This is a genomic window from Bifidobacterium avesanii (genome assembly GCF_009299475.1).
Classification (GTDB): domain Bacteria; phylum Actinomycetota; class Actinomycetes; order Actinomycetales; family Bifidobacteriaceae; genus Bifidobacterium; species Bifidobacterium avesanii.
The window spans coordinates 240,662-253,520 of sequence record NZ_WBSN01000001.1 but is presented as its reverse complement, the minus strand read 5'-3'; the positions used below and the strand labels follow the sequence as shown (position 1 = coordinate 253,520).

10 protein-coding genes are annotated in these 12,859 nt (G+C 67.5%); 9 read left to right on the top strand and 1 reads right to left on the bottom strand.

The genetic code is table 11. From position 1 onward, the window contains the following. Positions 1–13 precede the first annotated feature (13 nt). From DSM100685_RS01145 to DSM100685_RS01135, 3 genes are all read left to right on the top strand, one after another. Positions 14–1,975, top strand: a complete 1,962-nt coding sequence (locus DSM100685_RS01145; RefSeq protein WP_152349531.1) for a HAMP domain-containing sensor histidine kinase — start codon at positions 14–16, stop codon at positions 1,973–1,975. Positions 1,976–2,073: 98 nt separating this feature from the next. After that, positions 2,074–2,463 (top strand): cold-shock protein, encoded by a 390-nt coding sequence (locus DSM100685_RS01140; protein WP_152349530.1) that lies wholly within the window; start codon positions 2,074–2,076, stop codon positions 2,461–2,463. A 102-nt stretch (positions 2,464–2,565) separates the two neighbouring features. Continuing rightward, on the top strand, positions 2,566–4,128 hold the full coding sequence (locus DSM100685_RS01135; protein WP_420837364.1) for a DUF3027 domain-containing protein: 1,563 nt from the start codon (positions 2,566–2,568) through the stop codon (positions 4,126–4,128). A gap of 123 nt (positions 4,129–4,251) precedes the next feature. Here the strand turns inward: DSM100685_RS01135 and DSM100685_RS01130 are convergent, their stop codons facing one another. Further along, the gene (locus DSM100685_RS01130) at positions 4,252–5,259 is read right to left on the bottom strand and encodes a universal stress protein (protein ID WP_420837361.1); all 1,008 of its coding nucleotides are present in this window, start codon (positions 5,257–5,259) and stop codon (positions 4,252–4,254) included. Positions 5,260–5,370: 111 nt separating this feature from the next. Here DSM100685_RS01130 and DSM100685_RS01125 point away from each other — a divergent pair, with 111 nt between their 5' ends. The 6 genes from DSM100685_RS01125 to DSM100685_RS01100 all read left to right on the top strand — a co-directional run bounded on the left by DSM100685_RS01125 (position 5,371) and on the right by DSM100685_RS01100 (position 12,845). Continuing rightward, complete coding sequence (locus DSM100685_RS01125) at positions 5,371–7,983, top strand: ATP-dependent Clp protease ATP-binding subunit (protein WP_152349527.1); 2,613 nt, start codon at positions 5,371–5,373, stop codon at positions 7,981–7,983. 171 nt (positions 7,984–8,154) lie between these two features. Next, a complete protein-coding gene (locus DSM100685_RS01120; RefSeq protein ID WP_152349526.1) occupies positions 8,155–8,745 on the top strand; it encodes an RNA polymerase sigma factor in 591 nt (196 codons plus the stop codon). Beyond that, positions 8,732–9,526, top strand: coding sequence for a hypothetical protein (locus tag DSM100685_RS01115; protein WP_152349525.1), 795 nt, complete (start codon positions 8,732–8,734; stop codon positions 9,524–9,526). The genes DSM100685_RS01120 and DSM100685_RS01115 overlap by 14 nt, the downstream gene beginning before the upstream one ends. A gap of 48 nt (positions 9,527–9,574) precedes the next feature. Continuing rightward, positions 9,575–10,426, top strand: a complete 852-nt coding sequence (locus DSM100685_RS01110; RefSeq protein ID WP_152349524.1) for an ABC transporter ATP-binding protein — start codon at positions 9,575–9,577, stop codon at positions 10,424–10,426. A gap of 5 nt (positions 10,427–10,431) precedes the next feature. After that, positions 10,432–11,646: a hypothetical protein gene (locus tag DSM100685_RS01105; RefSeq protein ID WP_152349523.1), complete on the top strand. Its 1,215-nt coding sequence runs from the start codon at positions 10,432–10,434 to the stop codon at positions 11,644–11,646. After that, positions 11,643–12,845 (top strand): hypothetical protein, encoded by a 1,203-nt coding sequence (locus tag DSM100685_RS01100; RefSeq protein WP_152349522.1) that lies wholly within the window; start codon positions 11,643–11,645, stop codon positions 12,843–12,845. Before DSM100685_RS01105 ends, DSM100685_RS01100 begins: the two co-directional genes overlap by 4 nt. Positions 12,846–12,859: the final 14 nt, after the last annotated feature.

Sequence of the window (12,859 nt, the reverse complement as noted above, 5' to 3'; positions counted from 1 at the left end):
GGGGCAACGAGCCATGGCGCATACGGCCAACACCAGACGCGTCCGCACGGAGGCGGACGACAAGCCGCTGGGCATGCATTTCGACAAGGTGCCGCTGAGCACCAAGCTGGTGGTGATCATCTTCGTGCTGCTGTTCGCCGGCACGGGATCCATCACCTTCGCCATTCGCCAGATGGTCAGCGGCTATCTGCTTGACCGCATGGACAGCCAGCTGACCGGCCAGGCGCAGCTCGTCTACAACAACGTCTCCAAGCTCAACCAGCAGAACCCCGCGACCACGCTGGGCGTGACCAGCTACTTCATCCAGATCCGCGACTCGAACAACCAGATCGCCACGCTCACCGACGCCAACGGCAACGTGGTCGGCGACGCCAACTTCCCGCCGCAGCTCAAGTACAACATCGTCTCCTCGCCGCTGCTGCCGGCGTCCGGATCCATGAGCGGCGTGGCGCTGAGCACGCCGTTCACCACGCCCGCCTACGTGGAGCTGCCGGATTCGCTGCGCAACGTGAGCAAGGACAAGCTCACCAACGAGCAGCGCGAGGTGATCAACAGCGCGTCCGCCGCATGGCGCGTGGTCGCCCTGCCGTGGGTGGACGAGGCCAAGGGCACGCACGGCGTGGTGTACATCGGCCTGTCGCTGGGGGACATGACCTCCACCGTGCAGACCATCACCGAATACTGCCTCATGGTGGGCGCGGCCATCGTGGTGCTCGGCGCGTGCCTCGGCTCCCTGGTCGTCAACCACACGCTCAAGCCGCTCAAGCGCATCGAGAAGACCGCCGCCAAGATCGCGGCCGGCGACCTGAGCCAGCGCGTGCCGTCCATGCCGGAGAACACCGAGGTCGGTTCGCTGTCCGCGTCGCTCAACGCCATGCTCTACCGCATCGAATACAGCTTCCACGAACAGGAGGCGACCACCGAGAAGATGAAGCGCTTCGTCTCCGACGCCAGCCACGAGCTCAGAACCCCGCTCGCCGCCATCCACGGATACGCCGAGCTGTACAAGATGCAGCGCGACTACCCGGGGGCGCTGGAACGCGCCGACGAGGCGATCGGGCACATCGAAAAGTCCAGCACGCGCATGACCGTGCTCGTGGAGGACCTGCTGTCGCTGGCGCGCCTGGACGAGGGGCGCGGCATCGACCTGACGCAGCAGGTGAACCTCAGCTCCATCGTGTCCGATGCGACCGAGGACCTGCACGCCCTCGACCCGGAGCGCGGGGTGAGCGTCGGCCGCGTGGCCATGACGACCGTGCTGCCCGACGGCGCGCCCGAATCCGCGCGCAGGACGCCGTGCCTGGCCTTCGTCGCCGGCGAACTGCCCGACGTGCGCCTGACCGGCGACGCCTCGAGGCTCAGGCAGGTGGTGACGAACATCATCGGCAACGTGCACCGCTACACGCCCGCGGATTCCCCCGTGCAGGTGGCGGTGGGCACGCTCACCGCGTCGATCACGCCCGACACGCTGGGCAAGATGCCGTCCACCGACGCCTCGCTCGCCCGGTTCATCGAAGCCGTGCAGGTGGCGCAGGGCACGCAGTCCGGCTACGACTACGCGGTCGTCCAGGTGATCGACCACGGCCCCGGCGTGCCGGCGGACAAGCGCTCGCAGGTGTTCGAGCGCTTCTACACGGCCGATCCCTCCCGCGCCCGCGAAAAGGGCGGCACCGGTCTGGGCCTGTCCATCGCGCAGTCCGTCACCAAGGCGCACAAGGGTCTCATCTGCGCCACCGAGACGCCCGGCGGGGGACTCACCTTCACCATCGTGCTGCCGCTGGGCACCGTGAGCGAGCCGCCGGCGGACCGCACGCAGCCCATGAAGACCAAGAAGTCCGGCTGGTCGCGCGGCCGGAAGAACGCCGCCAAGGCCGCGCCGGCCGCGAACGCCGCGGATGCGGCCGGGCTGTCCGGGAAGGCCGGCGCCCCGGCGGGCGGAAGCGCCGCCGACGGACCGACTCCGCCCGCAGCGTGACGGGCGAACCTGTCAACGGCCTTGAGGTATACTGTTACTTCGGTTTTTTGATCAGACGCGGGCAAGGGCCCGCGCACGGGAATGAGTGAGGTTGAAGAATGCCCAGCGGTCGTGTTCGTTGGTTCGACGCCAATAAGGGGTATGGTTTTATCTCCATCGATGGCGGCGACGACGTGTTCCTGCCCGCGGCGGCGCTGCCCGCCGGCGTCACCACGCTGCGCAAGGGCGCCAAGGTCGAGTTCTCCGTGGTGGAGGGGCGCAGGGGGCCCCAGGCCATGAGCGTGACCCCGATCGCCTCGGCGCCGTCGCTGGTCAAGGCGACCCGCCCGAAGCCGGACGACATGGCCGCGATCTGCGAGGACCTCATCAAGCTGCTGGACTCCGCCGGCAACACGCTGCGCCGTCACCGCTACCCCTCGCAGGCCGAGTCCAAGAAGCTCGCCACGCTGCTGCGCGCGGTGGCCGACAACTTCGACGTGCAGGACTGATGCGCGTTGACGACGATGACCGATGGACACGATGACGAAGGTGGGCTGATGCCGGACACGATACTTGAGGCGCGGTCGCTCGCTCAGGCGATCGCATTCGACATGGCGGACGACGCGGCCGAGGTGGGTGATTTCGTCGCCAGCCAGGACTTGGGCGACGGCGTCACCGATTTCCGTTTTGAGGCCCACATCCCCGGCTACGAGGGGTGGCAGTGGTCGGTCACCATGTACCATGACGAGGAGCTCGACCACTGGACGGTGAACGAATCCTCCCTGCTGCCCACCGAAAAGGCGCTGCTGCCGCCGAAGTGGATCCCGTGGAAGGACCGTCTGGAACCGACGGACCTTTCGGTCACCGATTCGATCGGCACCGATCCGGACGATCCGCGTCTGGAGGAGGGCCTGAGCGAGGAGCAGCTCGAGGCCGTGGTGGACGCCGTGGAGGCCGAGGACAAGGCCGAACGCGAGCAGGAAGCGGCTGGTGAGACGAAGCCCGAGGCCGCCGGCGAGCCCGCCGCCGAATCCGGCGAAGGCACCGGCGAAGCCCGCGAAGGGGACGCCGACGCCAACGGCGAGGCCCCGGCCGCCGAAACGAACGATCCCGATGCCGACTCCGCATCCGATACGGTTTCCGCGTCGACGAATGGCGACGGAAAGGAGGCTCCGGCCGCGGACGACGCCGGGGACGCCGCCGCGAAGACCTCCGCGCTGGACATGGCCGAGGCGATCGACGAATTCGAATTGTCGCGCCGCCACGTGCTGAGTCCCCTCGGCCGCGCGCAGACGGCGAAGCGCTGGTACGACGGCCCGCACGGTCCCAAGGCGCTGTCCACCAAGACGGCCGGCGGATCCGTGTGCGAGTCCTGCGGATTCTTCATCCCGCTCAAGGGCGACCTGAACCGCATGTTCGGCGTGTGCGCCAACAAGTGGAGCCCCGACGACGGCCGCGTGGTCTCCCTTGACCACGGCTGCGGCGAGCACTCCGAAATCGACCCGCCCCAGCCCAGCAGGCTGTGGGTGCAGTCGAAGCCCGCCTTCGACGACCTGCACATCGACATCGTGGCCCAGCGTCCGCGCGACGAGCACGGCGAGGTCGAACTGCTCGAGCGCATGGGGGAGGGACACCGTCTCGCCTCCGACGGCGAGGATGCGGACGACGCCGCCGAAACCACTGAAAACGAGTCTCCCGCGACCGACGCGACCGCGGCGGAAGAGGGTGCTGCGGCGGGTTCGACCGTCGAAGGCGCGGACTCCGAATCCGAACGGCCGGCGCATCCGGAGGAATCGGCCGCGGCGACGCCCATGACGGAAGCCTCCGAGACCGAATCATCCGATGCCGGGCAAATCGCGGCCGACGAGCCAGTCGAGCCCGATGAGCCCGGCGAAGCGTCGTCCGAGGAGCCGGAATCCGACCCGGAGACTGAGGATGATGAGGCCGCGGCCGAAGCCGATTCCGACGAGGCGACCGACGAGGACATCGAGGCGCAGACCGTGCCGGACGATGAGGCGACCGACGAGGACATCGCCGAACACGCCGCGGACCCGGACGAACCGGAGGTCGTCGCCACCGTCGACCTGACCAAACCGGCGGACGACGGGGACGAGGATGACGAAAGCGAAGCCGTGGAGCGCGACGCCGATGAAGGGCATGCCGAAGACCGCTGAATCCGTGGCGGCCGGCGAATGACCAACGCATAAAGGGGATGGCCACCGAGCCCATGAGGCCGGCGGTCATCCCCTTTATGCGTATTCGGCGTGATGCCGACGCCGTTGCGGCGGGCGCAAACGTCAGTGCACCACGGTCACCGTGCATTCGGCGAAGTTCACGATCTGCTTGGACACGGAACCGAGGAAGTGCGCGTCCAAACCGGACAGGCCGCGCGAGCCGACCACTAGCCAGCTGGCGTAGCGGGACGCGCTGATGAGCCCCTTGGCGGCCGGGATGTGGAAGGCGTGCGCCTCCACCGACACCACGCCCTCGGGGATCGTGGCCTTGGCGACCATGCCGTTGACGATCTCCTCGGCGCGGCGCTGTCCGGCCTCGATCGGCGCGATCGCGTTCTCGTAGCCTTCGATCACGCCCAGATCCTTGAGCTGCCAGCAGAACATCACATGCAGCGGGCGCTGGTGCGTCGCCGCCTCGTGGATGGCGAAGTCCAGCGCGTGCGCGCTCGTCTCCGAGCCGTCCACGCCCACGACCACCGGACGGCGGTCAGGGGAGACGGCCCGCTGGGGAGCCTCGACGCGCACGTGCGCGTCCACCGGCGTCAGGGCGTTGGCGATCGCGTCCTGCACGTTCTGCGCCTCGTCGTCCAGAATGCGCACAACGGTGACCGGGCGCTTCGACTCCTCCGCGAGCGAGGCGGACAGGGAGCCCATGAACCAGCGGGCCACGCGGCCGAGCGAACGGCGCCCGACCACGATCTGCTGCGCATTCGCGCCGATCTGCAGCAGCGCGGACGTGCCGGTCGCCTTGACCGACGTCAGCTCCAGATTCCCCGGATCGAATTCGATGCCCGTGGACGCCTTCTCCACCCATTCGCGCAGCGTGGCGCTGATCTCGCGGCGCACCTTGCTCCAGGACTCGTCGTCGTCCGGCTCCGCGCCCATGTCCCATGAATGCGTCCATCCGAAGACCGCGTTCACCTTCTGACCGGTGATCGCGGCCTCCTTCAAAGCGAACTTCAGCGCGGCGAAGGACTCGTCGGAACCATCGACGCCGACCACGATGTCGGCTGCGTTCATTGCGGACTGAGTCATCATTCCTCCTTGCGGAAGAGCTCCGTTGTCTTCCATGTCTCCAGCATATCGGTCTTTTCCTTGCTGTGAGCGCAATCACATGGACAAAACGAATAAACGTCACCGTAAGTCGGTAGAGTATTGAGAAGTTTCACAGGAAGGACAAGCATGTTCGAACGGTTTACCGACCGTGCGCGGCGCGTCATCGTGCTCGCGCAGGAGGAAGCCCGCTCCCTTCAGCACAACTACATCGGCACCGAGCACCTGCTGCTCGGTCTGATCCGCGAGGGCGAAGGCATCGCCGCGAAGGCGCTCGCCTCCAAGGGAGTGGAACTCGATCCCACCCGCAAGCAGGTCGAGGAGATGATCGGCAAGGGCAACGCCGCTCCCAACGGCCACATTCCCTTCACCCCGCACGCCAAGCAGGTGCTGGAGCTGAGCCTCAGGGAGGCGCTGCAGCTCGGGCACAGCTACATCGGCACTGAGCACATCCTGCTCGGCCTCATCCGCGAGGGCGAGGGCGTGGGCACGCAGGTGCTCATCAAGATGGGCGTGGATCTGGGCGAGCTGCGCACCGCCACGATCGACATGATCCGCGGCAACTCCGGTTCCGGCTCGGATTCCGGCAAGGGCGATCTGGCCAACGCGGGCGGCGTGCAGAACAAGGCCAACCAGACCGGTTCGGCCATCCTCGACCAGTTCGGCCGCAACCTGACCGCCGAGGCCGCCGCCGGCAAGCTGGACCCGGTCATCGGCCGCTCGGAGGAGATCGAGCGCGTCATGGTCGTGCTGTCCCGCCGCACCAAGAACAACCCGGTGCTCATCGGCGAGCCGGGCGTCGGCAAGACCGCGGTCGTCGAGGGCCTCGCGCAGAAGATCAACGCCGGCGACGTGCCGGAGACCCTCAAGGGCAAGCAGGTCTACTCGCTGGACCTCGGCTCCATGGTGGCCGGCTCCCGCTACCGCGGCGACTTCGAGGAACGCCTCAAGAAGGTTCTCAAGGAGATCAAGACCCGCGGCGACATCGTGCTGTTCATCGACGAGATCCACACCATCGTGGGCGCGGGCTCCGCGGACGGCGCCCTGGGCGCCTCCGACATGCTCAAGCCCATGCTGGCGCGCGGCGAGCTCCAGACCATCGGCGCCACCACCACGGACGAGTACCGCAAGTACATCGAGAAGGACGCGGCCCTCGAGCGTCGTTTCCAGCCGATTCAGGTGCACGAGCCGTCCATCGCGGAGACCATCGAGATCCTCAAGGGCCTGCGCGAGCGCTATGAGAACCACCACCACGTGACCATCACGGACGGCGCCCTGCAGGCGGCCGCCGAGCTGTCGGCGCGCTACATTCAGGACCGCAACCTGCCGGACAAGGCCATCGACCTGATCGACGAGGCCGGCGCGCGCCTGAGGATCAAGCGCCTCACCGCCCCGCCCGAGCTCAAGGAGCTCGATTCGAAGATCGCCAAGATCTCCGACGAGAAGGACAAGGCCATCAAGGACCAGGACTTCGAGAAGGCGGCGCAGCTGCGCGACAGCCAGGAGAAGCTGGAATCCGAGCGCAAGAGCAAGGAATCCTCGTGGCGCGAGGGCGAGTCCGACGTCAAGATGGTCGTGGACGAGGACGTGATCGCCCAGGTGATCAGCTCCAGCACCGGCATCCCGGTGTTCAAGCTCACCCAGGCGGAATCCAAGAAGCTCATGGGCATGGAGGCCGAACTGCACAAGCGCATCATCGGCCAGGACGAGGCCGTGGCAGCGCTGTCGCGCTCCATCCGCCGCGCCCGCGTGGGCCTCAAGGACCCGAAGCGCCCGACCGGTTCGTTCATCTTCGCCGGCCCGACCGGCGTGGGCAAGACGGAGCTCGCCAAGGCGCTCGCCTCGTTCCTGTTCGACGACGAGGACGCGCTGATCCGCGTGGACATGTCCGAGTTCTCCGAGAAGTACCAGGCCTCCCGCCTCTTCGGCGCGCCCCCGGGATACGTGGGCTACGAGGAGGGCGGCGAGCTCACCGAGAAGGTGCGCCGCAAGCCGTTCTCCGTGGTGCTGTTCGACGAGATCGAGAAGGCCCATCCGGACATCTTCAACACGCTGCTGCAGGTGCTGGACGACGGCCATCTGACCGACGGGCAGGGCCGCAAGGTGGACTTCAAGAACACCATCATCATCCTCACGACGAACCTCGGCTCCAAGGACATCGCCAAGTCCGCGACCACCGGCTTCTCGCTGGGCAGCAACACCGAGTCGAGCTACCAGCGCATGAAGGATCAGGTGAGCGCGGAGCTGAAGCAGCAGTTCCGTCCCGAGTTCCTCAACCGTCTGGACGACATCATCGTGTTCCGCCAGCTCACCGAGCCGCAGGTGCGCCAGATCGTCGACCTCGACGTGTCGCTGCTCAACCAGCGTCTGTTCGACCGCCACATGTCGCTCGAACTCACGGACAAGGCCAAGGACCTGCTCGCCGAGAAGGGCTTCGACCCGCTGCTCGGCGCCCGTCCGCTGCGCCGCGTCATCCAGCGCGACATCGAGGACGCCATCTCCGAGAAGATCCTCATGGGCGAGCTCGAGGACGGCGAGAAGGTCACCGTGGACGCCGAGGGCGAGGGCATTCTGGGCGAGTTCACCTTCAAGGGCGAGCCGTTCCAGAACGCCGACGCCAACAAGACGGACGGCGAAGCCGACGCCGGTGACGGCGACGGCAAGGACGCCGCGACGCCGGAATTGGTGGACTCCGGGTCCGCCTCTGCCCCCGAGACGGGCTCCGCGACCGACGGCGAGTAACGGATGAGCGGCAGACGTCATCGCTGACGAACAAGGCCGGTCTTTCCACACGGGAAGGCCGGCCTTTTCGTATGCGCGACACGCCGTGCAACTATCCGAAGGGGCCGGACGAATACTTCACTGGAGACGGAAAGTCGATCCGACACCCGCAACACTCGGCAAGGAGGTGACATGTTCGGCTCCGCATCGGGCGCGCGGCGCAGGGACCGCGACGCGGCTTGGATCCGCCGGATCCTCCATGGATCCGAACGGGCCGCCGACGCCTTGGTGCGCGAGCATTACGACGGGCTGTTCGCCTTCGTCTACCGGCAGGTGGGCGACCGGGAGGAGACCATGAACCTCACGCAGGAGACGTTCATCGCGGCCCTCAAGTCCCTGCCCTCCTACGACCCGGATCGGGCTTCGTTCACCACATGGCTGTACCGCATCGCGGCCTACAAGGTGATCGACTTCCGACGCCGGACGAATCCGGAAGCGGTGTCGCTGGACTCGGCGGAGGACGGCGCTTCGTGGGACGTGCCGGACGAACGCCTCGCGGACACGGCCGAACTCGTCGCGAACCGGGAGCTGCTCGGGCGGATCGAGGAACGCGTGGCGGCATGCGATCCGGCCGTGCAGGAGGCGTTCCGGCTTCACCTCTACGCGGGGCAAGGCTTCGCGCAGATCGCCGCCGCGGCGGGGGAGAGCGAATCCACCGTCAAGGCGCGGTACTACAGACTGATGGCCATGCTGAGAAAGGAGTTCGGCGATGAGACCCATTGACGATGCGCCGGGCGGGCGCATTCCCTACCCCGACAAGGCCGAACGGGACGCCAGCGTCGCCATGATCGTGACGCGCGGCATGCCCGCGCGAATGCGGCTCGTGGATTCCGTGGCCGAACTCGTCCGGTCCGCCGGCCTGCGCAGCCTGTTCTTCGGCGTATGGGACTGCGTGTTTCTGGGATGCTTGGCCGCCGCGTGCGTCTGGGGACTGCTGGCCGCGGGCGCCGACGGCTTCATGCAAAGGGATTCCGCCGCGCAGGGCCGGCTGATGATCCTCATGTTTCTGGCGTCGCCGTTCCTGTACGAGTTTGTGCATCTGCTCATCATGCTCCGGGAACGGGAGCGGCGGACGCTTGACCTGTGGCGCGTATGCAGGTGGTCGTTCCATCGCCTCGCCGCCGTGCGCATGCTGGCCTTCGGCGCGGCGTCGGTGACGGCCGACACGATGGGATGCGTCGTCGTCTCCGCGCTGAGCGGCAGGCGCCTGCCCGTGCTCACCATGCTGGGCGTGTCCTTCGCGTCGCTGTTCCTGTTCGCGCTCGGACAGCTTGCCGTGGACGCCCGGTGCGCGTGGCCGGCGAGCGCGGCGGTCATGCCCGTGGCGTGGCTTGCGGCGGGCGGCGCCGCATGGGCCTTTTCGGACCGGGTCGCCGGGATGATGGAACGTCTGCCCGCGGCGGTGAGCCTGGGCATCGCGGCGGCGCTCGCGGTGGCGTTCCTCTACGCGCTGCGCCGATACATGAACGTTCCCGCCTCCCGTCGCGCCGAGGCGTTCGCCTAGCAGTCGCCGCATCATACAACTTCCACATCGTGGAGAAAGGCTCCGATCATGCTCACCGTCGAACATGTCACCAAAACGTTTTCCGGCACCACCGTCCTCAGGGACGTCAACCTCACGTTCGAACAGGGCGTGTACGGACTGCTCGCTCCCAACGGCGCGGGCAAGTCCACGCTCATGAAGATGCTCGCCACGCTGTTGTTCCCCACGGACGGGTCGATCCGGTGGAACGGCGAGGACATCATCGCCATGGACGACCGGTACCGCGGGCTGCTCGGATACCTGCCGCAGGAGTTCGGCTACTATCCGAACTACACGCCCCGCCAGTTCCTGCGCTACATCGCGGCGCTGCAGGGCGTGCGGCGCGCCCGGGCGGACAAGCGCATCGAAAAGCTGCTCGGCCTCGTGGGTCTCGCGGACGCGGCGGACAAGAAGATGAAGACGTTCTCCGGCGGCATGATCCAGCGCGTCGGCATCGCACAGGCCCTCATCGCCGAGCCGCAGCTGCTCATCCTCGACGAGCCGACCGCCGGCCTGGACCCCAAGGAGCGCGTGCGGTTCCGCAACATCATCCACGATCTGGCCGCGGACCGCATCGTCATCCTCTCCACGCACATCGTCTCCGATCTGGAGACGATCGCCGGGAAAATCATCATGCTCAAGAACGCGCAGGTGCTGCGGTGCGACACGCCAGCCACGATCTGCGGAGAACTTGAGGGACACGTGTGGGAGGTGCCCGGCGGCATGCCGCTCGGTGACGGACGGAAGCTGCTGAGCGAAGTGCAGTACGGGACCGAAACCCGCCAGCGCATCTACTCGCCCGCGCCGCTCGCCGCAGCCGATGCGATCACGCCCGTCGTGCCCAATCTCGAGGACGCGTTCCTCATGATCTACGGGGAGTGACTCCCATGGCGCGGCACACGGTACCGATCGGAACGAAGACGGAGCGGGCCGGCGCACGGCGGGGCAATACCGGATCGATCTGCGCTTGGGAACTGCGCAACGTCGTCCGGCTCCCGGCGCTGTGGGGGTTTCTGGCGCTGTGTCTGCTGCTCAACTCGTGGATGATCGTCGGCACCGGCATATCCGCGGGATGGCGGGACGATCTGGCCTACGCGGCCCGAACCGCCGCGAACGCGGGCACCACAGTGGACGAGCGGTTCGTCGCCGCGCTCGCCGCGCAGCCCGCGTCGGACGAACGCGACGCCCTGCTGCGCTACGTGCAGTCGGGCTTCGGACCGGGATACGAAGGCTACGACGCCATCGCAGCCGGTGACTGGTACGCGGCCGTCCTCGACGCGCAAGGGCACCCGCACCTCGCCCTGCAAATGCGGCTCAAAGCGCAATGGCTGCAATCACGGGCCGAACATCTGGCGGCCACGGGCGCGTCGGACGATTTCGCGGCCGGCTCGCTCACCACGCTCCTGCACTCCGTCGCCGCGACCGTCGTTCAGGCGACCATGGTCGAAGGCATGATCCTCGGCCCGATCATCATGCTGTACGCCGTCGGCGGCGACCGATTCCACCGTCTGGATCCGCTCGTCAACGCCAGCCGCACGGGCCGGCGGACCATGAACCGCAAACTGGCCGTCGGCGTCTGCTGTTCAACCGCCGCCTACCTCGTCATCGCGGCGGCGGTCCCGCTCGTCTTCGCGCTGGTCTTCCGCATACCCGGCCTGTGGTCGTCCAGCGTGTCCAGCCGCATGCTCGGCGTCAGCACGGACGTCGGCCTGCAGCCGTTCCTCACATGGGCGGATTTCAGCATGGGCGGATACCTGTGCGCCTCGCTCGGGCTCGGCCTGCTGTTCACGCTCGCGTTCACGCTGTTCGCCGGCGCGCTCGGCATGCTCCTGCGCAACGTGCTCGCCGCGTTCGGCGTCGTCATGGCGTTCGGCGTTGCCGGACTCGTCGCCATGATGTTCATCCACGACGCGTTGGCCTACCAGCTGCTCGGCATCCAGCCGATGTACGCGCTCGCCAACGCGTCGCAATGGTTCACGGACATGGGCACGCACGCCATGCTCCCCTGGCAGGAAACCGTCGTGACGCTCATATCCGTCGGATACTTCGCCGTGGCGCTCATCGTGGCGCGCCGGGCGTACTCGGGAAAGGACCTGACATGAACCGGAGAGTCTTCCTCGCGGAGATGCGCAAAATCTGGCGGCCGTTGCCGTTAATCGCCGCGCTCGCCGTGTTCGTCGTCGGTGCACTGTTCGCCGCCAACCAGACGCATCTGGTCGAAGGACCGTACCGGAACGTCGACGTGGTGGTGGAAAGCGCCGAATTCGGACCGGTGTACACGCCGGAAACCCGGCGTGCCGTCCAAACCGAACTGGAGAAGGCCAAGGCGGCGTTCGCCGCTGACATGGCGGCCGATCCCGCGGCCCGCGAGCAGGGCGTCACGGACTGGGACTCCTATCATGACTGGCAGGACCGCATGATCGCCGCGGGCGGGGATTCGTCGGCGATCGACGCGTACGCCCTGTCCTCCTACGAGCGCGTCAACTCGCTCGAATTCCTGCTGCGGTACGCCGAAACGGACGGCGAGCAGATTCGCGCGACGCTGAACGACGGCGTCTGCTTCGTCCGGGGCTTCCCGCAGGGCGCCCCGTGCGGTGACGTTCCCGGTGCGGCGGCAAGGCGCATCGACCAGTTGGTGGCGCAGGCCGGGCGGCGCAGCCTGCTCGGGTACGGCGTGATCAGCACCATTCAGGAATCCGGCGGCACCATGATGGTCACGGCGGTGCTGTGCGCCATGCTCCTGACCATGTTCACCATGACCCGCGACCGCCAGCTGCGCCTCCCGTCGCTGCAATGGGCGTCGCGCACCGGCCGGTCGGTACGGTCCTGGCAGGCGGCGGCCGTGGGGTGTTCGGCGGCACTGGCCGCGCTGACGGTGGGGACCGTCTGGGCAGCCTGGCTGGCCGTGCGGCTGCGGCCGGTGCTCGGCACGGGCATCAACACCGCGCTGGCGACCGACATGCCATGGTTCGACTGGACCGTGCTCCAATACCTCGTCGCCTATGCCGCCGTGGCGGTTTTGGCGTCGCTGGCTCTGTCCCTCGTCGCCGCGTGGATCGTCAGGGCACGGCAGAACTACATCCGCATGCTGCTCGTGGCGATCCCCGTGGGCGTCGCCGCCGGATGCCTGGTGAAATTCCGGATCGGCGCGCATCTCGGATACCTCGCCAATCCACTGAACCGGCTGCTCATGGTGCCGGGCGTGGAGACGATCGCGCTGGCGGCGATCCTCGTGCTCGCGGTGGCGTTGTGGACGGTCGACGCACGATTGCTCCGGCGGCGCGAGCTGCCCGTCGCATGAGCACGGGATGCGAG